The organism is Acidimicrobiales bacterium (assembly GCA_041394185.1).
In the GTDB taxonomy this organism is placed as follows: domain Bacteria; phylum Actinomycetota; class Acidimicrobiia; order Acidimicrobiales; family Poriferisodalaceae; genus JAAETH01.
Window position 1 is genome coordinate 145,437 of the sequence record JAWKIQ010000005.1, and the last position, 25,003, is coordinate 170,439.

The 25,003-nt window shown below is 65.0% G+C and carries 27 protein-coding genes and 1 tRNA gene; 11 read left to right on the top strand and 17 right to left on the bottom strand.

What is annotated here, in order from left to right; all coding sequences use genetic code 11:
- Positions 1–47: 47 nt before the first annotated feature.
- On the top strand, positions 48–1,382 hold the full coding sequence (locus tag R2770_20765; GenBank protein ID MEZ5282897.1) for an HNH endonuclease signature motif containing protein: 1,335 nt from the start codon (positions 48–50) through the stop codon (positions 1,380–1,382).
- 540 nt (positions 1,383–1,922) lie between these two features.
- On the opposite strand, the gene R2770_20770 is transcribed toward R2770_20765, so the two are convergent.
- Together R2770_20770 and R2770_20775 are read right to left on the bottom strand one after the other, a co-directional pair.
- The gene (locus R2770_20770; GenBank protein MEZ5282898.1) at positions 1,923–2,366 is read right to left on the bottom strand and encodes a hypothetical protein; all 444 of its coding nucleotides are present in this window, start codon (positions 2,364–2,366) and stop codon (positions 1,923–1,925) included.
- Positions 2,367–2,483: 117 nt separating this feature from the next.
- Positions 2,484–2,561, bottom strand: a tRNA-Pro gene (locus R2770_20775).
- A 124-nt stretch (positions 2,562–2,685) separates the two neighbouring features.
- Between R2770_20775 and R2770_20780 the strand changes: the two genes are divergently transcribed.
- From R2770_20780 to R2770_20790, 3 genes are read left to right on the top strand one after another with little or no spacing between them, the layout of a single operon-like run.
- Positions 2,686–3,129, top strand: coding sequence for a hypothetical protein (locus R2770_20780; GenBank protein ID MEZ5282899.1), 444 nt, complete (start codon positions 2,686–2,688; stop codon positions 3,127–3,129).
- A gap of 36 nt (positions 3,130–3,165) precedes the next feature.
- Complete coding sequence (locus R2770_20785; GenBank protein MEZ5282900.1) at positions 3,166–3,651, top strand: SRPBCC family protein; 486 nt, start codon at positions 3,166–3,168, stop codon at positions 3,649–3,651.
- The gene (locus tag R2770_20790) at positions 3,644–5,152 is read left to right on the top strand and encodes a cryptochrome/photolyase family protein (GenBank protein ID MEZ5282901.1); all 1,509 of its coding nucleotides are present in this window, start codon (positions 3,644–3,646) and stop codon (positions 5,150–5,152) included. The genes R2770_20785 and R2770_20790 overlap by 8 nt, the downstream gene beginning before the upstream one ends.
- 19 nt (positions 5,153–5,171) lie before the next feature.
- On the opposite strand, the gene R2770_20795 is transcribed toward R2770_20790, so the two are convergent.
- Positions 5,172–6,791, bottom strand: coding sequence for a long-chain fatty acid--CoA ligase (locus R2770_20795; protein MEZ5282902.1), 1,620 nt, complete (start codon positions 6,789–6,791; stop codon positions 5,172–5,174).
- A gap of 49 nt (positions 6,792–6,840) precedes the next feature.
- Positions 6,841–7,065: a hypothetical protein gene (locus R2770_20800; GenBank protein MEZ5282903.1), complete on the bottom strand. Its 225-nt coding sequence runs from the start codon at positions 7,063–7,065 to the stop codon at positions 6,841–6,843.
- 73 nt (positions 7,066–7,138) lie between these two features.
- Here R2770_20800 and R2770_20805 point away from each other — a divergent pair, with 73 nt between their 5' ends.
- Entirely contained in the window at positions 7,139–8,467 is a 1,329-nt protein-coding gene (locus R2770_20805) for an EAL domain-containing protein (protein ID MEZ5282904.1), read from the top strand.
- Between the two features lie 25 nt (positions 8,468–8,492).
- On the opposite strand, the gene der is transcribed toward R2770_20805, so the two are convergent.
- Positions 8,493–9,836, bottom strand: a complete 1,344-nt coding sequence (der, locus tag R2770_20810; protein ID MEZ5282905.1) for a ribosome biogenesis GTPase Der — start codon at positions 9,834–9,836, stop codon at positions 8,493–8,495.
- Positions 9,837–9,948: 112 nt separating this feature from the next.
- Between der and R2770_20815 the strand changes: the two genes are divergently transcribed.
- Positions 9,949–10,539 (top strand): hypothetical protein, encoded by a 591-nt coding sequence (locus tag R2770_20815; protein MEZ5282906.1) that lies wholly within the window; start codon positions 9,949–9,951, stop codon positions 10,537–10,539.
- A 94-nt stretch (positions 10,540–10,633) separates the two neighbouring features.
- Entirely contained in the window at positions 10,634–11,302 is a 669-nt protein-coding gene (locus tag R2770_20820; GenBank protein ID MEZ5282907.1) for an RES family NAD+ phosphorylase, read from the top strand.
- Here the strand turns inward: R2770_20820 and R2770_20825 are convergent.
- Positions 11,279–12,772 carry a DUF512 domain-containing protein gene (locus R2770_20825; protein ID MEZ5282908.1) on the bottom strand — a complete coding sequence of 498 codons (1,494 nt, stop codon included), beginning with the start codon at positions 12,770–12,772 and terminating at the stop codon, positions 11,279–11,281. The genes R2770_20820 and R2770_20825 overlap by 24 nt on opposite strands.
- A 39-nt stretch (positions 12,773–12,811) precedes the next feature.
- Here R2770_20825 and ispH point away from each other — a divergent pair, with 39 nt between their 5' ends.
- Entirely contained in the window at positions 12,812–13,840 is a 1,029-nt protein-coding gene (gene ispH / locus R2770_20830) for a 4-hydroxy-3-methylbut-2-enyl diphosphate reductase (protein ID MEZ5282909.1), read from the top strand.
- A gap of 32 nt (positions 13,841–13,872) precedes the next feature.
- Here ispH and R2770_20835 read toward each other — a convergent pair whose 3' ends face one another.
- The 3 genes from R2770_20835 to R2770_20845 form a co-directional block, all read right to left on the bottom strand.
- Complete coding sequence (locus R2770_20835) at positions 13,873–14,862, bottom strand: M48 family metallopeptidase (protein ID MEZ5282910.1); 990 nt, start codon at positions 14,860–14,862, stop codon at positions 13,873–13,875.
- 84 nt (positions 14,863–14,946) lie between these two features.
- The gene (locus R2770_20840) at positions 14,947–15,906 is read right to left on the bottom strand and encodes an amidohydrolase family protein (protein MEZ5282911.1); all 960 of its coding nucleotides are present in this window, start codon (positions 15,904–15,906) and stop codon (positions 14,947–14,949) included.
- A complete protein-coding gene (locus tag R2770_20845; GenBank protein ID MEZ5282912.1) occupies positions 15,903–16,391 on the bottom strand; it encodes an HTH domain-containing protein in 489 nt (162 codons plus the stop codon). Before R2770_20845 ends, R2770_20840 begins: the two co-directional genes overlap by 4 nt.
- Positions 16,392–16,501: 110 nt before the next feature.
- Here R2770_20845 and R2770_20850 point away from each other — a divergent pair, with 110 nt between their 5' ends.
- The gene (locus tag R2770_20850; protein MEZ5282913.1) at positions 16,502–16,945 is read left to right on the top strand and encodes a hypothetical protein; all 444 of its coding nucleotides are present in this window, start codon (positions 16,502–16,504) and stop codon (positions 16,943–16,945) included.
- Here R2770_20850 and R2770_20855 read toward each other — a convergent pair.
- Genes R2770_20855 through R2770_20890 form a run of 8 tightly spaced genes read right to left on the bottom strand, consistent with a single transcriptional unit; the run spans position 16,942 to position 23,337 of the window.
- Positions 16,942–17,688 (bottom strand): lysophospholipid acyltransferase family protein, encoded by a 747-nt coding sequence (locus R2770_20855; protein ID MEZ5282914.1) that lies wholly within the window; start codon positions 17,686–17,688, stop codon positions 16,942–16,944. The genes R2770_20850 and R2770_20855 overlap by 4 nt on opposite strands.
- Positions 17,685–19,706 carry a 3-phosphoshikimate 1-carboxyvinyltransferase gene (gene aroA / locus R2770_20860; GenBank protein MEZ5282915.1) on the bottom strand — a complete coding sequence of 674 codons (2,022 nt, stop codon included), beginning with the start codon at positions 19,704–19,706 and terminating at the stop codon, positions 17,685–17,687. Before aroA ends, R2770_20855 begins: the two co-directional genes overlap by 4 nt.
- On the bottom strand, positions 19,703–20,779 hold the full coding sequence (locus tag R2770_20865; GenBank protein ID MEZ5282916.1) for a prephenate dehydrogenase/arogenate dehydrogenase family protein: 1,077 nt from the start codon (positions 20,777–20,779) through the stop codon (positions 19,703–19,705). Before R2770_20865 ends, aroA begins: the two co-directional genes overlap by 4 nt.
- Positions 20,776–21,159: a chorismate mutase gene (gene aroH / locus R2770_20870; protein MEZ5282917.1), complete on the bottom strand. Its 384-nt coding sequence runs from the start codon at positions 21,157–21,159 to the stop codon at positions 20,776–20,778. The genes R2770_20865 and aroH overlap by 4 nt, the downstream gene beginning before the upstream one ends.
- 17 nt (positions 21,160–21,176) lie before the next feature.
- Positions 21,177–21,410, bottom strand: a complete 234-nt coding sequence (locus R2770_20875) for a hypothetical protein (GenBank protein MEZ5282918.1) — start codon at positions 21,408–21,410, stop codon at positions 21,177–21,179.
- Positions 21,373–21,906, bottom strand: coding sequence for a pseudouridine synthase (locus tag R2770_20880; protein MEZ5282919.1), 534 nt, complete (start codon positions 21,904–21,906; stop codon positions 21,373–21,375). The genes R2770_20875 and R2770_20880 overlap by 38 nt, the downstream gene beginning before the upstream one ends.
- Complete coding sequence (scpB, locus tag R2770_20885) at positions 21,903–22,538, bottom strand: SMC-Scp complex subunit ScpB (GenBank protein ID MEZ5282920.1); 636 nt, start codon at positions 22,536–22,538, stop codon at positions 21,903–21,905. The genes R2770_20880 and scpB overlap by 4 nt, the downstream gene beginning before the upstream one ends.
- Before the next feature lie 4 nt (positions 22,539–22,542).
- Positions 22,543–23,337, bottom strand: coding sequence for a ScpA family protein (locus R2770_20890; protein MEZ5282921.1), 795 nt, complete (start codon positions 23,335–23,337; stop codon positions 22,543–22,545).
- 84 nt (positions 23,338–23,421) lie between these two features.
- Here R2770_20890 and R2770_20895 point away from each other — a divergent pair, with 84 nt between their 5' ends.
- Both R2770_20895 and trpS read left to right on the top strand, forming a co-directional pair.
- On the top strand, positions 23,422–24,006 hold the full coding sequence (locus R2770_20895; GenBank protein MEZ5282922.1) for a hypothetical protein: 585 nt from the start codon (positions 23,422–23,424) through the stop codon (positions 24,004–24,006).
- On the top strand, positions 24,003–24,992 hold the full coding sequence (trpS, locus tag R2770_20900; GenBank protein MEZ5282923.1) for a tryptophan--tRNA ligase: 990 nt from the start codon (positions 24,003–24,005) through the stop codon (positions 24,990–24,992). The genes R2770_20895 and trpS overlap by 4 nt, the downstream gene beginning before the upstream one ends.
- Positions 24,993–25,003 lie beyond the last annotated feature (11 nt).

Consider the following 25,003-nt stretch of genomic DNA (forward strand, 5'->3'; position numbering starts at 1 on the left):
GTGTATTTCGATTGGATATCGAACGTTTGTTCTGATACAATCGGATCATGGTGGCGCCAGCAAAAGCCGAGGTTGCAGATCCGGCCACTAAGGCTGCAATAGACCAGATTTCAGCGGGCATAGCGGCATTGAGGTCCGCGGGACTATCGCCTACCGGCTGCAGAGATGCTGCGACCATGATGGGCCAGATCGAGCAGCTCAGCAGGCGCCTGCATGCCTGCCAAATCGACGTGCTAGCCGACACCGACGCCCGCGACCTCCAAACCGAAGATCTGGCGATGTCGGCCAAGATCATGATGCGCCACCGGGCCAAGCTGTCGTCAGGCGAGGCGACGGCCCGAAACAACGTCATGCGCTGTCTGCGCGACCTGCCAGAGATGCAGCGCACCTACCGCCGAGGCCTGATCGCCGAGCCGAACATGCGACGTATTGCGAACGCGTGGTGCAACGAGCGGATCAGGGCCAAGCTCATCGAATCCGAATCACAGATCCTCGAGCGTGCTCTCACGCTCAACCATCCACACTTCTGCCAATTCATGACCGGCTGGGTGCGTTTGGCAGACGAAGATGGTGCCAGGCGCGACGACGAGACCACCCACGACAAGCGCAAGGCCTCGATGGTCGAGAACTTCGACCGGGGCTTCACCTTCGAGGGCCAGTGCGGATCTCTCCAGGGAGCGATGATGCGCGAGATCTGGAGCCGCTTCACCCAGGCCGAGTTCGAGCTCGACTGGGCCGCTGCTATCGAGAAGCATGGCGAGGGCAACGTGACCGCTGCCATGCTCGAACGGACCGATGCTCAGCGCCGCATGGACGCCTTGGCCGCCATCTTCGATCAGGCGGCATCGATGCCGCCGGGCAGTATCGGGCCTCAGTTCGTGCTCAACGTGGTGATGGATCACACGACCTACGAACGACAGCTCACGCGCCTCGCCGGCGGTTTGGTCCTTCCCGACGACCCGAACCGTGCCGACTATCAGTGCCGCACCCTCGACGGAACCCCACTGAACCCAGCCGAGGTTGCTGCCGCGAGCTTGCTGGGCCATGTGCGCCGAATCGTTGTCGATTCCGCTGGTGTGGTCATCAACATGGGCCGCAAGAGTCGCCTGTTCTCGGGACCGGCCGCCATTGCCGCCAAGATCGGCAGCGACACCTGCTATTGGCCAGGCTGCTGGGTACGCGCCAGCCAATGCCAGGTAGACCACCTACACCAATTCAATCCGACAGACGGTTCCGAGGGCGGGGGCACCGACCAGAAAAACGCCGGTCCACTGTGCGCAAAACACAACCGACTGAAACAGGCGAAGGGGTTCTCGACCTACCGCGACGATGGCGGCCGGTGGCGTGTGTTGCGACCCGACGGAACCGAGATAGACCCGTAGGCAAGCACCACTAATTCGATTCACCGGATTGAGCCAGATCTAATAAGAGAAGAGCCTGGACTCGCTGAAGCTCGAGCGCCGCCCGGGCGGCATCAAACAATCCCGACACGGACACCAGACGATGCTCTGAACCGTCCTCTGTACGACCCATCAAGAACAGCGAATGCCCCTTCGATGCCACGTTCAAAGACGCGGCACTCCGAATCCATCCAGACCGAGGCAAACAAGACCGCACAGCGCCGTCTCGGATATAACAGGAAGCGCCGGCGAAAGAGACGGCTACACCAAACCAGAGAGGTGAAGCCAGCGAAGCTGCTAAAAGCGCGTCACCCACTTCCCCTGCAAAGAGGGCCAGTGCCATTGAAAACGCTGTCAAAGACACGGTGACCAAGGCGAACAGCAGGACGACCGGCGACTCGGCCACTACGAGCCGGCCACGCCGAAGTTCAACTCTCTTCGCCACCGCAACCACCATAGCCGGTTGCTTGCTTCTTCGATCGGTCTGAAGCACTGGTCAGAGTTGACCAACAAGACGCAGGCTCAGGGACGCATTTCTCGAGAGGCTAGCCCCGATCGGAGTTCCTCGACGAGCCGCTCAGGATCCGTCTCCCACTCCCCATACGCATATGTCCTAACAGTCCTTCCAGAAGTCGTCAGCACCCTGACCTCCGGGGCGCGCAGCATGACCTTCCTTCCGCATTCGATCGAGGAAACCTCATGCGCCTCAAGACGGTGAGTTCTGAACATCGTCCGAACCAGCAGCCGATTGCCCTCAAGAACGATGTTGCGGAGCAAACTTCTGAGGATTACCCAACAAGCCAACCCGACCAGAGTGGCCACCACCACGCTCTGTATCAGCCCATCCAACGAGATCCACGTTGCGGGGGGATGGGTCAGGAAGTCGAAGGCCATCGCGACGCCCATCGAGCCAAGGGCTAGTACACCTATCAAGATGCGTGAGGAATCCATCCGCGAGGCGATCAACAGTAGCTCCTACCAAGACCCGCGCCCCACACCGGATTGAGTTCACCGTCTCGCTGACGGGCTCGACACCCATCTCCGTCCGAAGCGAAGACGTGGCAGCCGCCGGTCCGATCGAAATGGTCGGGCTGAGAGGATTTGAACCTCCGACCCCTGGTCCCCCAGACCAGTGCGCTAACCAAACTGCGCCACAGCCCGTAGATGCGTGAGCACCGAGTTGAGAACTCTACACGATCGGGCCGCCGGTGGGGTCACGAAACGTCAACGAACCGAAACGGGTCCGCAACCGCTTGCAATGTCGGCGCCGATACGGTGGCCTCACGTGACCGACGAAACGGCTCTGCTGCTGACAATCCACCTGGTGGCGACGGCCGCGATGGCCGGGCTCATCTGGTTCGTCCAGGTCGTTCACTATCCCCTGTTCGCATTGGTGGGCGAAGAACGGTTCGCCCCATACGAGCAACGCCACATGTCGCTGACGACTTGGGTCGTCGGCCCCTTCATGGCCATCGAGGGCATCACCGCACTGCTGATCGCTGCGGGCGAACGCGAGTCGTTGGGCTGGGGCCTGGTGCTGGCAGGTCTTCTGCTGCTGGCGGTCATCCACGCCAGCACCGTGTTCTTGCAGGTGCCGGCACACAACCGCCTCGAGAAGGGCTTCTGCCCCGCCACTGCAGAACGCCTCGTCCGCACCAACTGGATCCGCACCCTCGGCTGGACAGCCCGGGTCGCCGTTGCGGCGGCGATGATCTACGTGGCCAGCTGAGGGCATAATCTGCGCATCGGCGGCGTTGCATCAGCCATGGACGACAAGACTGTCACCACCCCCGTAGACGACATCGGCGACCACGCCGTCGTGGTCCGCACAATGATCAACAGGTCGGCCGAAGACATCTGGGCCGACGTGCGCGACATCCAATCGCATACGGCCTGGATGCAAGACGCCGAAGAGATCCGCTTCCTCACCGACCACATCGAGGGCGTGGGCACGAAGTTCGAATGCGACACCAAGGTCGGCCCGTTCAAGCTGACAGACGTGATGGAGATCACCGAATGGGTCGACGAGCGGCGCATGGGCGTACGCCATGTCGGGCTGGTCGAGGGCTCTGGCGTATTCACCTTGACCCCGGTTGGCCCCAACCAAACCGAGTTTCGCTGGGAAGAAGACCTGAAGTTCCCCATCTTCATGGGTGGCCCGGTCGGGGCGTTCGCCGCCCGCCCGGTGCTGAAGGCGATCTGGAAACGCAACCTCGCCCGCCTGAAGGCCCGCATCGAACAGGGTGGTTGACAACGGCGGACCCGACAAGACCGTCTGGATCCTCGCCGACCAACTGAACCGAAACATCGCCTCGCTGGCACACTTCCAACCCGGCGACTGTCGGGTGCTTTTCGTCGAGAGCCGCACGAAGCTGACGTCCAAGCGCTGGCACGTCCAGAGGGCCCATATGGTCATCTCGGCAATGCGCCACTTCGCCGCCGAACTGGCCGCCGAGGGCTTCGACGTCGACTATCGCCACGCCCCAACGTTGTCGCAGGGCGTGCGAGACCACTGCGACCAGCACGGCATCGACCGCGTGATCGCCATGGAGCCGATGAGCTGGGACGGTCGACGGCTGATGGAACAACTCGGCATCGACATCGTCCGCAACGATCAGTTCACCTGCCATCACGAAGACTTCGCCGAATGGGCCGACGGACGCAAGAGCTTCAAGATGGAGGACTTCTACCGCTGGCAGCGCCAGCGGCTGGGCCTGTTGATGGATGGCGACGACCCCATCGGCGGCCAGTGGAACTTCGACCACGACAACCGCGAACCCCCGCCCGGCGACGGGCGATCGTGGCCCGAAGTCAGCCGATTCGAACTCGACGAAATCGACACCCGAGTTCTAGACGACCTCGGCGACCTCGATACATGGGGAGCCAAACCGCACGGACTGTGGCCCGTGACCCGCGCTCAGGCCCTCCAACGCCTCGACGAGTTCGTCGAACACGGCCTGGGGCCGTTCGGGCCTCATGAGGATGCGATGTTGGCTGCCGAGTGGAAGCTGGCGCACTCGACCCTCAGCTCATCGCTGAACCTGGGGCTGCTGCACCCAGACGAGGTCGCACGAGCAGCCGAGGCCGCATACTTCGACGGCAGAGCACCCATCAACAGCGTCGAAGGCTTCATCCGCCAGGTGATCGGCTGGCGCGAATACGTCTGGGGCGTCTACTGGCTGTGGATGCCGAACTATCGCGACATGAACCATCTGGAGGCGACCCGGCCGATCCCACCGGCGTTCACCGGCGCGTCCACCGAAATGGCCTGTGTGAGAGGAGTCGTAGACCACGTGCACCACAACGGGTGGGCCCACCACATCGAACGCCTGATGGTGCTGGGCAACCTGGCCCTCACGTCTGGAGTCGACCCACAGGCGATGGTCGACTGGATGTGGGCGGGCTTCGTCGACGGTGCCGAATGGGTGATGCTGCCCAACGTTGTAGGCATGGCGTTGCACGCCGACGGCGGGATGATGGCCACCAAGCCCTACGCCTCGGGCGGCGCCTACATCAACAAGATGAGCGACTATTGCAGGGGATGCCGGTTCGATCCCAAGAAGCGGGTGGGAGACGATGCGTGCCCGTTCACCACCCTGTATTGGGACTTCATCGCCCGCCACGCCGAACGCCTGGGCCAGAACCACCGCATGGCCCGCCAGGTCGCGGGCATGCGCCGCCTGAGCGACCTGGACCAGGTGCGCGGTCGCGCCGCCGAGGTGCTCAGCAAGCTCGACGCCGGCACCCTGTAAACCGGCGAAAGGAAGGTTCCTAGGGTTCGACGACCGTCAGGTCGCCATCGCCGTAGCGGGCTCGCAGCACCTTCTTGTCGAACTTGCCGACGCTGGTCTTGGGAACCTCTTCGATGACAGTCCACCGCTCGGGCAGCCACCACTTGACGACCTTGTCCTCGAGCCAGGCCTTGATGTCGGCGGGGTCTACCTGGGCCCCGGCGCGAGGCACCAGACATGCGAGCGGCCGCTCGTCCCAACGTTCGTCGGGCACGCCCACCACCGCAGCTTCCATGACGTCGGGATGCGCCATCAGCGTGTTCTCGAGATCGACCGACGAGATCCACTCGCCGCCCGACTTGATGACGTCCTTGGCCCGGTCGGTGATCTGGACGAACCCGTTGGGCTCGACCGACCCGACGTCGCCGGTGCGCAGCCAGCCGTCGTGGAACTTCTCGGGTGTGTCGACATTGAAGTAGGCGCCGGTGATCCAAGGGCCACGAACCTCGATCTCGCCCACCGCTTGGCCGTCCCAAGGCATCTCGTTGCCGTCGTCGTCGCAGATGCGCAGCTCGACACCGGGCAACACACGCCCCGTGCGGGCACGCCACATGACCACATCGTCGTCGCTGCCGTCGGCAGGAGTCCACGACAGGGCGCACAGCGGCGAGGTCTCGGTCATGCCCCAGCCCTGCACCACATCGACGTCGAAGTGGTCGCGGTATGCCTGGATGAGCGACATCGGCACCGCAGAACCACCACACACGACATGGCGCAGCGAAGACAGATCGGCGTCGGCCGCGTTGTGCAAGATGTCGTTGAGAACGGTGGGCACCGCACCCGAGATGGTCGGACGGGTGGCCTCGATGACACCGCTCAACGGCCCGGCCTGCAGATACTGCTGGGGGAAGACGAAGTCGGCCCCCGCCCACCATCCCGCATAGGGCATACCCCAGGCCATCGCGTGGAACATCGGAACTATCACCAGCAGCCGGTCGCGGTCGGTCATGCCGAGCATTCCCGCCCCCAGCGCCGCCAGGCTGTGCAGGTAGGTCGAGCGCTGGCTGTACATGACGCCCTTCGGGTCGCCCGTTGTGCCCGAGGTGTAGCAAAGGCCCGCACCTGCCCGCTCGTCGAGTTCGGGATAATCGAACGCGCCCGGCTCGGCGGCGATCAACTCTTCGTAGTCGAGGGTGTCACCCAGCGCAGACGTGTCACCCTCGCCGCAAACGATGATGTGTTCGACCGTCGGAATCTTGTCTCTCACCACGGCCAGCAGAGGCGCCAGGGACGCATCGATGATGATCACCTTGTCGGAGGCGTGGTTGATGATGAACTCGAGGTGTTCTGGGAACAGCCGGATGTTCAGCGTGTGCAACACGCCTCCCATACACGGAATGGCGAAATAGGCCTCGAGGTGGCGCTGGTTGTTCCACATGAAGGTGCCGACCCGGTCGCCTGGCTGCACTCCCAGGCGGGCCAGGGCCGCTGCCAGACGGTCGGCGCGTTCGGCAACCTCGGCGAAGGTGGCCTCCTCGATCGAGTCACCCGTGTAGGTCAGCACCTTCGATCCAGAATGGACCCGCCGTCCGAAAGCGAAGATGTGCTGCACCGTCAGCGGGAAGTCCTGCATGGTGCTGGGAGTAAATGGCGCCGTCATGGCTCCGACAATACGCACCTGCCGAGCGACGGACCCAACGACCGGCCTATCAGAACAGCCACATGATCAGCTGAACCAGGCGCCACAGCAGGTAGGCCGCGGTGAGCAGCACGATCATCTTGAAGTGCCAAGGTGCCTTGCGGGCCGGCTCGCCAGATGGCAGCGGCGGGTCACCCTCGCCAGGCACAACCTGCCCGTCGCAGAAAGGGCAGTGACCCTGGTCGGACAGCGACGTCGGGGTCAGGTAGCGGTCGCACTGCTCGCACCAGGCCATCGCCGGAAAGCTACGGAGCTTTCGCTTCAGTGACAACCACCAAGCCGCCGATGACACGGCCATGTTCGATTCTGTGATCGCAAGCTCGGACGACCCGACCTCTCCCAGCCACCCTCGGCTGAACACCGTTGCCGAATACATCGCCCGGCTCGATCACATGCTGGTCCGCAAGCCGTCGAGCACCGACATCGTGGCCTCGGCCATGATCGAGGCCACCCGCACCGAAGATTCGCCCTTGAGCGCGTCACAACACGAAGCACTAGGCACGTCGATAGTCGAGCGCATGGCTTCGATGCTCGACATCGCAGACACCATCGCTGTGTCGGCGACCGGCAGGTTCATGATCCTGATCGAGAACGTCGAGTCGAAGACCGCCCTGGTGGGTCAGGTGGCTGCACTCGGCGACGCCATTGCGCGCCCTCACCTGGTCACGGGCACACCCGAGGCGTTCAACGTCCGCATCGCGCTGGCCTTCGCCGACTCGAAGACTCGGTCGGCGACCCTGCTGATGCGCCAAGCGCGGATGACCCTGGGCCTGACACCTGCGGGTGCGCTCGAGATCTATTGCGGCGACGAGCATTCCACCCGCATCAACAGGTCAGAGCTGAAGGCAGACCTGGTCCGTGCCCTGCGCGACGACCAACTCGATGTCGTCTACCAGCCGGTTCTGGACGTACACAGCGGCGAGATGGTGGGGTTCGAAGCCCTGATGCGCTGGCATCACCCGACCAGGGGTGTCATCGGCCCCATGACGTTCCTGCCGATAGCCGACGAGTTGGGGTTGGTGCCCGACATGGGCAGATGGCTCATCGACCGCGCTGCGGCCCAGCTGCGGATGTGGGACCTGGACTATCCCTCCTCGAAGCTGAACATGGCCGTCAACATCTCGAAGGCCGAGTTGAACGACCACGGTCTGGCCAACTCGATCGAACGTATCTGCCGACGTCGTTCGGTAAGCCCCGAGCGCTTCGTGTTGGAGGTTTCCGAACGGTCGATAACCGACGCGGCCGCTCCCCTGCTTGCCGCCCTGTCCAGAACGGGCGCCCACATCGCGCTAGACGACTTCGGAACCGGCAGCCGATCGCTGGCCGAGCTGCAGGAAATGCCCATCGACCTCATCAAGATCGACAGGGCCGTCATGGCCAAGCTCGACAGGAGCGACGACGAGAACGTCGCAGGGTCGATCGTCGAGCTGGGCAAGCTGCTGGGCGTGCCGCTGGTGGCCGAAGGGGTCGAGCGGCCATCGCAGGCCGCGCTGTTGACGCCCTACGGCTTCGACTATGCCCCGGGGCACCTGTTCGCCCGCCCCATGACCGCGGCCGCGGCCGACGCCCTGTTGGCCCAGGCCATCGCCCAGAGCTGGCGTATCGAGGCGCCGGCAGCGGTGATTCTGGACTGGTGACCCACGGGTTCACCCGCACCGGCGGCTAGCCGCGGCGGCGAACCCTCATCTTCACCGGCGCATTACCCAGCTCGAACTCTTCGCGAAGCCGCCGCTCGAGGTAGCGAAGGTAAGACGCCGGGATCTCCTTGTTGACGAACAGGGTGAACGTGGGCGGGTCGGTGGCGCCCTGGGTTGCGTACAGCACCCGGCCGCCGTGAGGGGCAGGTTGGGCCGATTGGGCCAGCTGGATCACCTGGTTGACCTGGCGGGTCGGGATGCGCCGACGATAGGCGTCGATCGAGTCTGCGATGGCGGGCAACAAGCGGTGAACGCCACGCCCCGACATGGCCGAGATTCGCAACACCGGCGACTCGCCCAAGAAGTGCAGCTTGTGCTGCATCTGATAGGTGACGTCTTCTTTCTGGTCGGCGTCGAGCAGCTCCCATTTGTTGAGCAGCACGACGATGGGCGAGCCCGCAGCATCGACCCGCTCGGCCAGGCGCTGGTCTTGGTGGGTGACACCCTCTGTTGCATCGATGACCAACAGTGCGACGTCGGCCGAGTCGACCGATTGCAGCGCCCTGACCATCGAGTAGTACTCGGTTCCCTCGTCGATGCGCGACTTGCGGCGCATGCCGGCGGTGTCGACGAAGCGGATCTTGCCCCACTCGGTCTCGACGATGGTGTCGACCGAGTCGCGGGTGGTTCCGGCCATGTCGTGTACAACCGAACGCTCGTCGCCGATGAGGCGGTTGAACAGGGTCGACTTGCCAACGTTGGGACGCCCGACAATGGCCACCGAGGGCACATCGTCGTCGCTCGTGCCGTCGACGCCATCTTCGTCGCCTTGGCCGTCGAGCGGATCGGCTTCGGGCTCGGGGGGCAGCATCGACATCATGAGGTCGAGCAGGTCACCGGTGGCTCGCCCGTGCAATGCCGAGGCCGGTACCGGTTCGCCCAGCCCCAGGCCCAGGAAGTCCCAGATCAGGTGTTCGCGGTCGGAGTTGTCGACCTTGTTCACCAACAGCAGGTGGGGCACATCGAGGCGGCGCAACAACGCGGCGAACTGGTCGTCCTCCTCGGTGACACCAGTGGTTGCGTCGACGACCATCACCACCAGGTCGGCCTCGGCCATGGCCCGCTCGGACTGTTGCGAAACCTTCGAGTCGAGTGCGGTGCCTCCGGGCATCCAGCCGCCGGTGTCGACCAGCACAAACGGACGCCCTTGCCACTCTGCCTCGACCTGCTTGCGGTCGCGGGTGACGCCGGGCCTCTCTTCGACGATGGCGACCCGTCTGCCGACAATGCGGTTGAACAGGGTCGACTTGCCGACGTTGGGTCGGCCGACGATGGCTATGGTCGGCAGCTCGCTGGTAGGGGTGGGCACCTCACAAGGCTAACGGAGGCGTCGAAGGACGGGCTGCTCGCTTCTCCCCTCAGGACGATTCGTATCACCCGTATAGGTTGTAGCACCACAGTATGGTTATTACACTCAGAGCATGAGCGGTCTTCAGGTCACAGTCGACGGCAAGGTGTTCGACGTCAGACCAGGCGACCCAGACACTCCTTACGACTTAGAACAGGTGCTCGCGAGCGCTCTGGCCAAACATCGTGCGCTGAGGGTCGCCGACCGCATCTCGCAGGTCGAATACCGAACCGACCCGGCCATCGAAGCAGTCGTGGTCAACGCCGTAAGAGTCAACCAGCTGCGCAGCGAACTGATCACCCGATCGATGGCACTCGACATCGATCATCTGGTCAGAGGACGCCGCACCACACCTGGTGCCGTGCGGGCATGGCTCAACCGCAACCGAACCGCTCATCGTCTCTTCAGCGTGAACGAGAGCGAGTCGAACAAGGTCCTGGTGCCGGGCTTCCTGCTGGACGAAGCCTTCGACCCGAGACCCGAGTGGCAGCCTGTCATAGAACGGCTCGACCGGGCCGGTGAGAAGGGGTGGGGCATGCTGGCGTGGGCCATGCTTCCCAGCACGTGGCTCGACGATCGCGCTCCTGTTGACGTCATCAACGACGACCCGCAGGCGGTGCTCACCGCGGCCACCCGCCGGGCCAACGCTGCCGAACAGACCTGACATCGCGATCCACCCTCCCGTGACCGCGCCAAACTGTCAGAACCGCAATCATTGCCCGGTACCCGACCCGGTCGGCTCGACGCTCCTGCCTACCGTGGCTCTAGAGCCAGGCACTTCGCTGTACACCGTCTACGGGCTCGCATGGAGTCATCACCTCTTCAACGGGTCCGGAGGTGGCGACGCCCGCTTCTCGCCCATATTCGACGACGGCACACCGGTGGCCCACCTGTACGGTGCGCGCAACCCTGTCGGCGCTCTACTCGAAACGGCGCTCCACGAGCTGCGGCCTGCTTCGAGGCGGGTCTCGAGCTCGTCCGACCTGGCCGGCCGCGGACTGCGCCGATTCGAGGCGCCAAAGCGCCTCCTGCTCGCAGATCTCCGCGACACTGCGCTCGAACGAATCGGGCTGTCCAGAGACCAGATCGCCAGCACCTCAGCCGCTCACTACCCGTGCACCCGCGAATGGGCCGTGCGGGTCAGGGCCATGCGTCCCGGGGGTCGACCGTTGGCCGGGATCCTATGGAACTCGCGGGTTGCCGAGCTGGCGGGAGATCTGGCCCGTCCGACCGTCGCTGCTCTGCTCGACAGCGACGCCAGCGAGGTCTGTGTGCTGTGGGCCGACCGGATCGAGCGTGGCGGCAAGGGCGGCGTGGGCCTCGACTACAGCGTCGTCGATTTGCATGCGACGCTGGCCGCGGGCAGTGGCCTCGACCTCGTAAGAGATCTGGTGGTCAACCAGCTAGGCGGTCTCGTCGACGACTGACCGTTCGAGCGCCCGGCGCAGCGACACCCCGTCGGTGGCCACGACCTGCACTGGCCTGGGCAGGTCATCTGGTGTCAACCCGTCGAGGAATCGGCCGCCGGTGAGACACACATCGGGCAGCAGATAGCGGTGATCCGCCGGCTCGCCGTCGAGCACGCGGCACAGATCGGCACCTGTCATCAGGCCGGTGACGGCGATGTTGCCACCGAAGAACTCGTTGGGCACCGGCAGCACACGAACGTCGGAGCGACCCAACTCGTCGACCAATGGTGCCAACACCATCGCCCCGTATTCGCCGGTGAGGATGGCGGTTGGGGCGTCGTCGGCCGCAACGGATGGGGTGGGCCGCCTGGGCGAGATATCCACCGGCTGCACCGAGCCCTTGTCGCTGCCACCGAACGCGTCGTCGTCTAGACCTTCCAGCAGGCCTGGCGCCACGTCGCACCCGCCAAGGTGACCACCGGCTGTGCGCGGCGCCCGGTAGCCCTCGGCCGGCGCGCCGTCGACCCAGTGGAAGAACCCGCTCTGAACTCCGATGGTGTCGTCGGTTTGGCCCCGGAACTCGCGCTCGAACGCCCGCGCCATGCCGATGCCGTCCTCGTGCATGTCGAAGGCGCCGTACACTGACCCATCCGGAAACGGCCGACCGGCGAGCAGGTAGTACTCGTCGGCGGCGAAGATCATCGGCCTGCCCAACAGCTCCATGAACAGCGGCTGCCACGACTCGACGGTGTCTACGACGGCCGCCGCCTCTTGCAGTGTGTGGGGCCTCATGGTGGGTTCGTTCGAGAACTTCGAGATACCCAGCGGCACGGCGGCCACCGAAGCCATCTCGGGATAGACGTCGAGGATGTCGCGCAACGTCTGCTCAAGCACGTCGCCGTCGTTGATACCAGGGCATATCACCAGCTGCCCGTGCACTTCGACCCCATGGTCGAGCAGGGCGCGCAGCCAGCGCAGGCTCATGGCCCCACGCCTGTTGCGGAGCAACTCGGCCCGCACCTGGGGGTCGGTCGCGTGGATCGACACGTACAGCGGCGACAGGCCCTCTGTGATCACCCGCTCGAGGTCGGCTTCGGTGAACCGGGTGAGGGTGGTGAAGTTGCCGTAGAGGAACGACAGCCTGTAGTCGTCGTCTTTGAGGTACAGGCTGCGGCGCATGCCCTTCGGCAGTTGGTAGATGAAACAGAACGGGCAGTGGTTGTCGCATGTGCGCACCCTGTCGAACAGGGCCGCATCGACCTCGGCACCCAACACCTCGCCCGCGAGCTTCTCGACGACGGTGGTGAAAACCATGCCGCCCCGATCTATCTCGACCTCGATGTCGGGCTCGTCGACGAGGTGCTGCCAGCGGATCACGTCTCGGGGCACCTCACCGTCGATCGATACGATCTCGTCGCCCACCTGCAGATCGGCGCGTTCGGCGGCCGAGCCGGGAGTTACCGCAACTATGCGAGGACGAGATTGCACACCGCAAACGATACGAGCCCGTCGCTAGCATCAACCATCGTGAACGTCGACCGGGTACTGCTGGCCGCACCGCGGGGCTTTTGCGCCGGGGTCGAGATGGCCATCAAGGCGCTGGCGTGGATGGTGCGCACGTTCGAGCCGCCTGTCTACTGCTATCACGAGATCGTCCACAACCAGATCGTGGTGGGCCGCTTCGAACAGCTCGGTGTGGTGTTCGTCGACGACATCGCCGAGGTGCCGGCAGGGCGCCCCATCATGCTCAGCGCCCACGGTTCTGCACCCGAGGTCGTTCAGGCCGCCAAAGACCAGGGTGGCTATGTCGTCAATGCGGTGTGCCCCCTGGTCACCAAGGTTCATCACGAAGTGCGGGTAAGGGCCGGCAAGGGTTACCAGATCGTCTACATCGGCCACGAGGGCCACGAGGAAGCCGTCGGCACGATGGCCGTGGCACCCGACGCCATCCACCTGGTCGAGACCACGCAGCAGGTGGCCGAGCTGCCCGACTTCGACACACCCACCGCTCTGTTGGCCCAGACCACGCTGTCGCACCGCGACTGGAGCGACATTCTCGACGAGGTTCGCAACCGCTTCCCCGACGTGTGGACACCCGGGCGCAGCGACCTGTGTTTCGCCACCACGAACCGGCAGAGCGCCCTGGCCGAGATTGCCGAGAAGTGCGATGTGGTCGTGGTCATCGGCAGCGCCAATTCGTCCAACACCCGGGCGCTCGAGCGGTTGGCCGTCGAAGCCGGAGCCCCCAGAGTGTTCCGGGTCAACTCTGCTGGTGAGCTGCCAGACGATCTCGCCGGCGTGGTGGGGGTCACCGCGGGCGCATCGGCCCCCGAGGAGCTCGTCGCCGAGGTCATCTCGCGCCTGGCGCCGGCCAACGGCGTCACCGAGGTCTCCATCACCACCGAGGACGAATACTTCCCTCCCCCGCGCGAGCTTCGCGATCTGCTTGCGGCCATCGAGCTGGCAGCTTCGGTGACCCTGGGCGCAACGGGCGCCGGCGCCCCACACATCGACCGCGACGTAGCCGCGTCAGCCGTTCTCGAAGCGCTGGCCTGACGCCACGGTGGCGCTGCTGTGGCGCTTTCACCTCAGGGCTGATCGCTTCGCCAGAGCTTGCCAGCGTGGGTACGAAACTCGGTCTCGAGAGCCTTCCAATCCTCGTCGGCAACCTCAAACGACGCCGACGACCCGAGCTTGGCGAGATCTGACAACACCATTCCGAGGGGCGGGTGGGTCGATAAGACGTGTCCGCCCACTCGAACAGCCTCTGTGGCGATTGATTGGCGGCGTCGTGGATCGAGACGGTCGAACGCTTCGGACACGCCCTCCCAGAGATCGGTCCTTTGCATCCTGGCACGAGACATCGCCCCGGTTGCCACCTCGCCGAGGGTCATGGTTTCGAGCGCAGAGATCACGGTTCGCGACCCGACAACTTCGGCGGCTCGGCGATTCGCACTGATTTCGGCCGGTTGACTCGCCCTCAGGTAGGACCTGGCCTGTACCCCGTACAACCAGCCGATGACGGCGGCCAACCCGGTTCTGGCGCCGAGCGTCTGCCAGGGGGCTGGCTTGAGCGTTTCGTGCCACCGATACAAGGTCGCCATCGACAACTGGAGTGGTATCGACCGCTCGACGTCAGAGTGCAGATGGGCCAGCTCATGGGCCAGAACCGCAACGCGCTGGTCGCGGTCGAGGGCGACCCACGCAGGCCAGCCGAATCCGACGACCCGACGGCGTCGCCAAGGTGACATGCGGGCAAACGCGTTGAAGTCGGAGGTGATCAGAATCGAGTCTGGCAGTGGCGCGTCCATTTCTCGCGCCAATCGTTCCAATAGGGCAAAGAGATGCGGCGCCTCGGCAGGAGCGAGGTCCACGCCCGGTGGCAGGCCGTCGAATCGTGGTCGGCTGGCGAACACGAACCACGCGAGCGCTGCAGCCAACAGGACGCCCAACCAGTCGGGCCAGGCCACCGCCAGCAGAAGGAGCGAGCTGGCAGCCAACAACAGCCACATCGACAACACTGCCACGGCCACCAGGCGCGCCATCAACTGGCGGTCATGATTGGATCCACCTGACATCGACGCTGACGATAGTCCGTTGCGATTTGGAGGCTGGTTTGCGCCGGTTTTCGGGGCAAGGTCGCCTCCAGATCGCGGCGGGGGTCAGCCCAGGCGATAGACCCTGCGGGCCGACCCGGCGAACAGATCGGCCCGCTCGGAGGGTGAATAGTCGGCCGACACCAAGTCGAACGCCTGCCACAACACCGCATAGTCGATGGTCTGGCCGTCGACGGGATAGTTCGACTCGAACAGGCAACGATCCGGCCCCAACGCATCGATTGCCGCCCTGATGGTGTCGCCCCAAACCTCTGCGACCTCCTCGGCACCGGGACGCCCCGAGCGATAGACGGCACCGAACCGGCTCATGCCGATGCCGCCCAGCTTCATCCACACGTTGGGGCATGCGGCCAGATCGACATACGAGCGGCGCAGATCGCTGTGCACTTCGTCCCAACGGCCGGCCCACACGCCAACTCCGATGGGGCCTCCCAGGTGGTTGACGACGATCTGGAGGTCGGGAACCTCGCGTGCGAGCGCAACCACCTCGCCCAGCTGGTGGTGATACTGCCAGGCCTCGAAGCTCAGCCCACGGTCGCACAGTTGCCGCGCCCCGGCGACAAACTCGTCGCGGCGGTACAGATCGGCCGGAGGTTCGCCTCGATTCGAGACCACTTCGGGTGTTCCAGAACGGGCACCGGAATGGCGGATGCCCCTGAAGCGCCCGCCACCTGCGTCGATGTGGGCGTCGAGCACCTGGCCGACCGCCGCGCCCAGCATCAGGTTGGCGTGGCCGACGATTGCGGCGATGCGAGCTGCGCCGCCGCCGTCGCTGGCGTCGCACCGACCGGCGACCCACTCGGTTTCACCGACGGGCTTCAGAGCCTCGGGCCCCTCGGTTCGATAGTTCGATCCACAGTCGATGAACACGGTTTCGGTCACACCGTCGACACCGGCCGTGTCGGCCAGAAGCTCGGGCAGGTCGTAGCGGCCATAGGGCGAGTCATAGTCCCAGAGATGATGGTGGGCATCGACGATTTCCTCGACCGCACTGTGGTTCGTCATCGGTGCATCTCCGCAAGCCTCGTTCCGATTTCGGCTAGTGCGTTCCTGAGCTCGACGGGCAACAAGACCTCGAACTCTGGACCCAGCGCCATCAACTCTCGCACGGCCGCATCGTAGGACTCGAACCGGAACGACCCCTCGAGCCAATCGGCTCGGTCGGCAGGAGGTTCGAATGTGGGCCGCTGCCGCCAGCCGCTGGGCCGCCCGACCACCAGCGCGGTCTGCAGCGCCGCGGGCGAAACGCGCACACGAACCCGACGCAGCCGACCCCGACCCTCGGCCATCCCCGACGGCAGACTCGGGATTTGCTGGTCGAATGTGTCGAGCAACTCGAATCCGCCACCCGGGCCGCGCACCGCAAACACGGGCACACCCGAACCACTCAAGGCCTCGATATCGCGCAGAACCGTGCGCTGAGACACCTCCAGTCGCTCTGCCAACTCGCGCGCGGTCAACCGGCCGCCGTTGCGCAGGAGCAACAGCAAGTTCAAAAGCCGGCCGGCCCTCACAGCGACGTCTCAAACATTCACGACATATGGTGTCAGGAATTGGATGCGACAGTTCACGCAACCCACATCCGATCGCTGGAGACGTCATGCAACACCACATCGAAGGAGCCGGAACCGAGGACGACCCCTGGATCCTCACCACCCCACCAGGTCAGTCCGAGTTCGATGCCTGGCGCGACGAGCAGGCCGATCCACCGGCGCTGGTGATAAGGGTCGGGTCCACCAAGCTGAGCTACCACTTGCGTTGCATCGCCGACCTCCACCAGATGCTGACCGAACACGGCGACTGGATGCCGCTGGGCAACGCCGACGAACAGAAGGCCGCCAAGCCCGGAACCGTCGAAGAATGGGCACGGTCAGACGACAACCCGGTTGGCGGCTGGTATGGCCTGCGCAAGGGCTATCGGGGTCGATTCGGCAACTATGTGCCGCCGGTGTTGGAGGCGTTGGGTCTTGCCGAGGTCGAGCACAACGCCCGCAACAACCGAATGAGGGCCATCGCGTCGCCAGATGGTGCCCAGTTGACCTAGTCCATCGGGGGCGGCTCGACCGCCCGGTCGTACTGGTTCTGGTTGCCGGCGCGAACCTGCGCCTTGTCGTAGAGGTCCTGCAGGACCTCTCGCAGTTCGAGGGTGGTCTGCTGCACCGCCTTGCGCGACACCCTGCCAGATTCCTTGCGGGCGGGCGGCATTATCGGCTCGCCGACCACCAGGTGCACCTTCACCGGGTAGATGAAGTTGCGGCCCTTGGGCATTGCGTTCTCGGACCCGCCGATGCCCATCGGCACAATCGGCACACCGCAGCGGGCGGCGACATAGACCGCTCCGTCCTTCAACGGATAGACCCTGGGCCCCCGCTTGCGTTCGCCCTCGGGAAACAACACGGCCGGTTCGCCACGCTCGATGACATCGATGGTGGTCTGAAGGGCCTCACGATCGGCCTGTTCGCGGCTGACCGGGAACCCGCCGAGCGCCGACAGGGCCCATGCTGCGTACTTGTTCTTCCACATCGAGTCCTTTCCCATGAAGCGAAGCCGACGCGGGAACACGGCCTGCAGCGGGGTGTCGAGGTACGAGCGATGAACCGGTGCAAGCACGAACGCACCGTGCTTGGGAATGTTGTGGGTGCCCTCGATGGTCAGCCTGAACCACAGCTTGAACGCAACCCACACAAACGCCTGGCAGAAGCGGTAAAGCGCCCGGGCGGGCAGCCCTTCGCCCGAGAAGAACCCCTCGCCCGAGGGACGGTACACACCGTCGGAATCGACCTTCACTGGTTCGGCTCCTCTTGCTCGGCCCAGATAGCCCGGGCGCGGCTGGCGATCTCTGACACCAGATCTTCCACCGTGCGATCGCTGGTGTCGATCGTGACCGCGTCGTCGGCGGCGCGCAGCGGGCTGTCCTTGCGACTGCTGTCGGCCAGGTCGCGGCGCTCGATGTCGGCCGCGATCTCGTCGAGAGTGGCTGCGTCGGGGCCGGTGAGGCCCTTGGCCTGCATCTCGGCCAGGCGACGGCTGGCCCGCACGTCCACACGGGCGGTCAGGTAGATCTTGATCGGAGCGTCGGGAAACACCACCGTGCCGATGTCTCGACCCTCCAGCACACAGCCGTCGCGGTCGAGGGCAAAGCGGCGTTGCAGCTGCACCAGCTCTCGCCGTACGGCTGGCACCGCCGAAACGGTCGAGACCACAGCGGTGACCTCAGGTGTTCGAATGGCCCTGGTCACGTCGACGCCGTCGACGGTGACCGTTTGCCCTACGTCGATGACCAGGGTGCGCGCCATTGCCGCAACCACCTCGGAATCGTTGGGGTCTATCCCCCGGTCGAGGGTGGCCCATGCGACCGCTCGATACATGGCTCCGGTGTCGAAGTGGTCGACGCCCAGCGCCTGGGCCACCGCTCGCGACACCGTCGACTTGCCCGACCCCGCTGGTCCGTCAACGGCGACGATGCGCGAGGTCGACACGCCGAGCCCTTCGAGGAAACCCCAATAGCCCGGGAAGGTCTTGCGCACGCAGTCGGGGTTTGCGATCTCGATACCGCTGTTCACCAAGCCCAGGAGGGCAAAGCTCATGGCCATGCGGTGGTCGTCGTAGGTCTGAACCACACCCGGCGTGACGTCACCCGGCACCACGGTGAGCCCGTCACCATCGTCTGTGGCCTCGACACCCAAACGGTTCAACTCCGTGACCACCGCAGAGATGCGGTCGGTCTCCTTGCGCCTGATGAACCCGATGCCCGACATACAGGTCGGCCCTTCGGCCGTCGCCGCCACCACGGCCAGGGTCTGAGCGGTGTCGGACACCTGCGACATGTCGACGTCCACACCCTCCAGATAGGCGGCGTCCTCGTCACTGCAATCGACCACTATCGATGTGCCGTCGTCGATGACGGTTGCACCCATCTGGGCCAACACGTCGACGAAGCCGACATCGCCCTGCAACGACCGGTGCGACAGCCCGGGCACAGCTACCCGTCCCCTGGTGACCGCAGCGGCAGCGAAAGCGTACGACGCGGCCGATGCGTCTGGCTCGACCTCGTAGTCGGTGCCGCAGTAACCGCCGGCAGCCACGATCCACTCGGTGCCATGCGGGCCCGAATCGGTCACATCGGCGCCGAAGGCTCTCATCACCGCCACGGTCATATCCACGTACGGACGGCTGACCAACTCGGTGCCGACGCGCAGCACCAACCCCTGGGAGAACAGCGGACCAGCCATCAGTAGGCCGGACAAGAACTGGCTGGACGCATCTCCGGCGACCTCGACCACACCACCGCCCAGCGATGCGCCAGGAATCGACATGGGCAGCCGCCCTGGTTCGCCGAGCGCTTCGACCCTGCCACCCAGACGCTCGAGTGCAACTATCTGATCGTCGAATGGCCTGGCCCGTAGCTGGGGGTCACCGTCCAATGTCCACACGCCGGGCAACGCGGCCAGCACCGGCAATAAGAACCGGCTGGTGGTGCCGCTCTGGTTGGCGAACAGCTCGGCGTGCTGGGGCCGCGACGACGCCAAACCTCCGATGCCGGTGACGCTCACCGTGCAGCCGGCGCGGTCTATGTCGAGATCTGCACCCAGCCTGGCGACGGCGTCGAGCATGGCCTCGGTGTCGTCGGCGAACAGCACCCCTTTCAGCACGCTTGTGCCCTCGGCCAGCGCCGCCAGCAACAGGGCCCGGTTGGTGATGCTCTTCGAGCCGGGCAGGTGGGCCACCGTGTCGATTGGCCGGAAGACAGGCAGCACCCGATAGGTACCTGGCCCGCCTGTAGGCAGACCTCGAGTACCCGTCATGCCAGGCTCCGCACGCCCGGGCGGAACCCACGGGCGATCAGGCCACCCCTGAACAGATCGACCTGATCGAGGGCGATCACCATCACCATCACGCCGAAGTCGCCCTCGGGTGAGTGGGCAACCTCGAAGTCGTAGACGTTCACCAGCAGCTCGCCGGCCAGGGTGAACACCTCGGCAGCTGCGCCTGGTCGATCCGGAATGGGAATGCGCATCTCGGCCAGGTTCTCGGCCGGCGGGGCCGAAGAAGGCAGGTTGGTGCGGGCCGCCCTGGCCTTGTTCAGCGACTCGAAGATCGCGTTGCGATCGGACTGGGCGACGCTGAGCTTGAGCGCCTGCAGTTCGCCCACCAGCGCATCGATGACACCCACGATGGCCGACTGGTTCTCGACACAGATGTCCGGCCAGATGGCCGGGTGCCCGGCCGCGATGCGGGTCATGTCTCGGAAACCGCCAGCGGCCAAACGCAACAGGGCCGCGTGGTCGACAGAGCGAGCGTCGGCCAGACGCATCAGCGCGGCGGCGGTCAAGTGCGGCACGTGGCTGACGACTGCGACTATCTCGTCGTGGCGCGACGCCTCGATGGCCAGCACATCAGACCCGAAGGCACGCACCACCGAGGCCACATCGGCGACTGTGTCGTCTGCGGTTGTGGGGTTGGGTGTCAGCACCCACACGGCGCCGTTGAACATGTCGGAGCGGCTGCCGCTGAGGCCCTCCTGCTCGCTGCCGGCCATCGGGTGGCCACCGACGAACCTCGGGTCGTCGATGGCCGTGACGATGCGCCCCTTGACCGACGCCACATCGGTCACCAGGCCCCGGGTCGAAGCCAGCACGTCCGCGGCCACCGACGGCACGGACGAAGCCGGAGTGGCGATGAACGTGATCCGGGCATCGGGGTCGAGACCCACCGCCGAGACGATGCCTCGCTCGACGGCTTCTGACTCACGAGCGTCTACCGCGTCGGTTCCGTGCACACGCCAACCCGACTGGGCCAGCGCCAAAGCGACCGAGCCGCCGATCAGCCCCAAACCGACGACGTTGGCCGACCTGTCTGCTCCCGGATCGAGCGTCACCTGGCCTGATCCTCGACCACCAGATCGGGCCGCAGGACCTGCGCTCCGTGGAGATACACGTGGCTGACCTGGTCACGGGTTAGGTCGGTCTCGAAGTGCATCATCAACCTGACACACAGCGGAACCGAGCCGTCGACGTCGAGCTCTTGGGCGCCCGTCATGGGCACACCCGCCAGATCGACGCCGTGGCGTGCAGCCGTTGCGGGGTGCATGCTCGAAATGTCGGGTGTGGCGGTGAACAGGATCGACACGATGTCGGGGTTGGCGATGTCGTTGCGGCGCATGACCTCCATCACCAACTCGGGTACGCGCTCGCTCAGATCGGCGGCGGTGTCGGCATCGACGGTCGTCGCCCCTCGGGCGGCTCTGACAGATCTCACGGCCGACGATCGTAGTGTCAACGTGGCTGGGCGGCGGCGTACAAGCTGCGCACCTCTTCTGAGGTCAGCTCGCGCCACTGGCCTGGCTTGAGTTTGGGGTCGGTCAGGGGGCCTATACGCGTGCGCACCAGCCGCTTGACAGGATGACCGACCGACTCGCACATCCGCCTGACCTGGCGGTTGCGGCCTTCGTGGATGACCAGCTTCAGCAGGTCAGGGCCGGGCTGTGAGACCTTTGCCGGAGCGGTCATGCCGTCGTCGAGTTCGACGCCCTCGCGCAGACGCCGCAACCACACCCCTGGACGGCGTTCCCTCGACGTGGGCCAGATACTCCTTGTCGACGCCGAACGACGGGTGGGTCAGGCGATGGGTTAGGTCGCCGTCGTTGGTCATGATGATCAGACCTTCGGTTTCGAAGTCGAGGCGACCGACCGGAAAGACGCGAGGTTCGGCGGGAACCAGATCGACAACGGTCTTGCGACCCTCGGGATCGTTCGCGGTCGACACGACCTTGGCCGGCTTGTTCAAGAGCCGGTAGACCAGGTCGGGTTTCACAGGTACCCGGTTGCCGTCGATCTCGACCACGGCTGTCTCGAGATCGATGCGTTGGCCCAGGCTCGCGACGCCTCCATTGACGGTGACGCGCTCGGCGGCGATCAGGTCTTCGCAAACCCGCCGGCTGCCGATGCCCAACCGGGCCAGCACCTTTTGAAGTCGCTCGCCCTGCGGATCGTGCGAATCGGTCATGTCCGGTGGCCGTCGAGGCCCTTGGTGACCGCCTCGCGAGCCGCTTGCTGCTCGTCGGGGGTACGAAGACCCTTCTCGAGGGCCTCCACGATGTCGCCCTCTGGCACGAACCCGCCCAGCGGCGGCAGGTCGTCTGGGGTGTCGAGGCCCAGCTTCTCGAGGAACAGGGCGGTGGTGCCGTACAGCACCGCCTGGCCCGGGCCGGCGTCGCGGCCGACCTCGGCGACATATCCCCTGGTCTCGAGCGAGCGCATGACGCCGTCGACGTTGACTCCCCGGATGGCGGCCACCTGGGCCCGCGAGATCGGCTGCTTGTAGGCCACGATGGCGAGGGTCTCCATCGCAGCGGCCGAGAGCCGTGCCGACTGTCCCTCCAGCACGAAGCGCTCTACGTATGCAACCTGCTCGGCCGACGTCTGATATCGGTAGCCGCCCGCCACCCGGGCGATCGTGAAACCCCTGCCCTGCTGGCGATACTCGGCGGCGAGATCGCGGCACATCTGCTCGACGGTGGCCGTCGACACCTCGAGCAACTGGGCCAACAGGTTGGGATCGACTGGCTGGTCTGCGGCGATGAGCACCGCCTCGAGAGCCGCCCGAATCTCGAGGGGCGGCTGATTGGGCATGTTCATGTGACTATCCGCTGTAGACATCGACATCGAACGATAGGTCGGCGGGGTCGTCATCGGACTTGCCGGTCCATTCGATTTCGAGGTCTCCGAAGTTGCGCACCTGGGCGAGCTCGACCAGCCCGGCTTTGAACAGCTCGAGCACAGCGAGGAACCTCACCACGATGTCGAGGCGGGCAACGAGGCTGTCGGTGAGGGTGCGAAACGTCACCCGGCCCAGTCTGGGCAACTCGTCGGCGAGCTCGCGCACAGCATCGGTGACCGATACACGGATGGGTGCGATGTGATCGGTCTCCACCTTCGCTACAGGCTTTGGAGTGATAGCCCGTACGAATGCCCGGCGCAGATCGTCTGGAACGACGTTGGCCAACAGATCGGGGGTGAGCTCGTGGAAACGCTCGTCTGGGCCCGCCACTCTGGGGAAACAAAGCGACGCGTCGTCGGCGATGGCTCGCATGGCCGCGGCCGCGTTCTTGAACGTCTTGCACTCGATGAGGCGCGCCAGAAGGAGATCTCGTTCCTCCCAAAGCATCAACTCGTCGTCGAGATCGATGTCGGCGGCCGACGGCAACAAACGGCGGGTCTTGAGCTCGACGAGGGTGGCGGCGATCAACAAGAACTCGGTGGCGATCTCGAGGTCTAGTTCGGTGCTGGCCTCGGTCATCTTGTCGAGTTCGACCAGGTACGCGTCGACAACAGCCGAGAGCTGGATCTCGTACAGATCGACCTCTTCACGCAAGATCAGGTGAAGAAGCAGATCGAACGGTCCCTCGAAGACCTCTGTTTGGACCGCATACGGCATCGAAACACCCTATCTCCGCCCCAGGACCGAATTCCACCCCTGTAATTAGGGCTGGCGGGCCGGCTGCATGGGACAGTGGATGGAATGGTGCTCGACCGGTTCCGAAAGCCCTTCCCAGCCGACCAACGACTGAACGCCACAAACGAGACCGCTCAGGCGTGGGACCGCATCATACGCGCCGATCGCGCAATAGCGGTCTTCAGGGTTCAGGCGCGCCTGGCCCGAAAGGCGGTTGCCCGCATCGCCGGCCGAGATGGACCGCCCGAGCGCCTCGAGAGGCACAGCCAGGTGACCGACTTCGAGTGGGCGGGTCAGGCGAAGATGGTGGTGGCAAAGACCTCACCAGGGCTGAGGGCAGGTCAGCCCCTGCACCGCAAGCTCTTGAAGACCGAGTTCGTCACCGGATTCCCCGACGGCTGGCTGCGCATGTCGACCGTCGAGGTCCTTTGGCAGCCGACACCGGAGGGGCCCGGGCGATCAAGCACCTCCGTCGATGTGGCCCGAATGCCCGCAACAGACATCGTCGACATCGAGCTGGTCGATCTGGGCCGCCACGGAGCCGGCATGACCATCACCGGCACCCACGACGACCAGCTCTGGCTGTTGGTGCCCGACCGCAAGAAACTGGACGTCATGGCCGCCTCACTTCGCTACGGTGACGCCTCATGACTCGAGTGTTCTCTGGCATACAACCAACGGGCGAAATGCATCTGGGCAACTATCTCGGGGCCGTTCGCCAGTGGGTGGTCGATCAGCACGTTCACGACTCGATCTTCTGCGCCGTCGACCTTCACGCAGTGACCACCCAGCAAGACCCGGCCGAGCTTCGTACCAAGACGCTCGAGACCGTCGCCGGCCTCATTGCAGCCGGCCTCGACCCCGAGGTCTGCATCCTGTTCGTCCAGAGCCACGTGCACGAGCACACCGACCTGGCTTGGCTGCTCGAGTGCACCGTGTCGTTCGGCGAACTCAGCCGCATGACCCAGTTCAAGGACAAGTCGGCTCGCCAGTCGGGCGACTTCGTATCGGCCGGCCTGTTCACCTACCCGGCTTTGATGGCCGCCGACATCCTGCTCTACGACACCAACTTCGTGCCGGTGGGCGACGACCAGCGCCAACACCTCGAGCTGGCGCGCGACGTCGCCATTCGATTCAACTCGAGATACGGCGACACGTTCGTGGTGCCCGAGGCCACAATCCCCAAGACCGCAGCGCGGGTCATGGACCTCCAGGCCCCCGAGAACAAGATGTCCAAGTCTGCAGACACCATGGCCGGATGTGTGCTGGTGTTCGAGGAACCTTCGGCCATCACCAAGAAGTTCAAGCGGGCGGTCACCGACTCTGACACCGAGGTGCGCTTCGACCCCGAGACCAAGCCGGGCGTCTCCAACCTGCTGTCGATCCTGGCGGCCGCCACCGGCACCGAACCCCAGGCCGCAGCCGCCGAATACACGCGTTACGGAGACCTCAAGGTCGCAACCGCCGACGCCGTCGTGGCCGTGCTCGAACCGATACAGGCTCGACGGGCCGAGCTGCTGGCCGACCCTGCCGAGCTCTCTCGGCTCATCGAGATCGGCGCTGCGAAGGCCCAAGAGGTCGCCGCCGGGGCGATGGACCGGGCACGCGACGCCATGGGTTTCCTTCCCCGGGGCTGAACAAGACGGCG

What these genes read in the sequence shown, in the direction of transcription:
- R2770_20765 (MEZ5282897.1), top strand. Translation starts at nt 48, where the DNA reads ATGGTGGCGCCAGCAAAAGCCGAGGTTGCAGATCCGGCCACTAAGGCT.
- R2770_20785 (MEZ5282900.1), top strand. Translation starts at nt 3,166, where the DNA reads ATGGACGACAAGACTGTCACCACCCCCGTAGACGACATCGGCGACCAC.
- R2770_20795 (MEZ5282902.1), bottom strand. Translation starts at nt 6,791, where the DNA reads ATGACGGCGCCATTTACTCCCAGCACCATGCAGGACTTCCCGCTGACG.
- R2770_20800 (MEZ5282903.1), bottom strand. Translation starts at nt 7,065, where the DNA reads ATGGCCTGGTGCGAGCAGTGCGACCGCTACCTGACCCCGACGTCGCTG.
- R2770_20815 (MEZ5282906.1), top strand. Translation starts at nt 9,949, where the DNA reads ATGAGCGGTCTTCAGGTCACAGTCGACGGCAAGGTGTTCGACGTCAGA.
- R2770_20835 (MEZ5282910.1), bottom strand. Translation starts at nt 14,862, where the DNA reads ATGTCAGGTGGATCCAATCATGACCGCCAGTTGATGGCGCGCCTGGTG.
- R2770_20840 (MEZ5282911.1), bottom strand. Translation starts at nt 15,906, where the DNA reads ATGACGAACCACAGTGCGGTCGAGGAAATCGTCGATGCCCACCATCAT.
- R2770_20850 (MEZ5282913.1), top strand. Translation starts at nt 16,502, where the DNA reads ATGCAACACCACATCGAAGGAGCCGGAACCGAGGACGACCCCTGGATC.
- aroA (MEZ5282915.1), bottom strand. Translation starts at nt 19,706, where the DNA reads ATGACGGGTACTCGAGGTCTGCCTACAGGCGGGCCAGGTACCTATCGG.
- R2770_20875 (MEZ5282918.1), bottom strand. Translation starts at nt 21,410, where the DNA reads ATGACCGCTCCGGCAAAGGTCTCACAGCCCGGCCCTGACCTGCTGAAG.
- R2770_20880 (MEZ5282919.1), bottom strand. Translation starts at nt 21,906, where the DNA reads ATGACCGATTCGCACGATCCGCAGGGCGAGCGACTTCAAAAGGTGCTG.
- scpB (MEZ5282920.1), bottom strand. Translation starts at nt 22,538, where the DNA reads ATGAACATGCCCAATCAGCCGCCCCTCGAGATTCGGGCGGCTCTCGAG.
- R2770_20890 (MEZ5282921.1), bottom strand. Translation starts at nt 23,337, where the DNA reads ATGCCGTATGCGGTCCAAACAGAGGTCTTCGAGGGACCGTTCGATCTG.
- R2770_20895 (MEZ5282922.1), top strand. Translation starts at nt 23,422, where the DNA reads ATGGTGCTCGACCGGTTCCGAAAGCCCTTCCCAGCCGACCAACGACTG.
- trpS (MEZ5282923.1), top strand. Translation starts at nt 24,003, where the DNA reads ATGACTCGAGTGTTCTCTGGCATACAACCAACGGGCGAAATGCATCTG.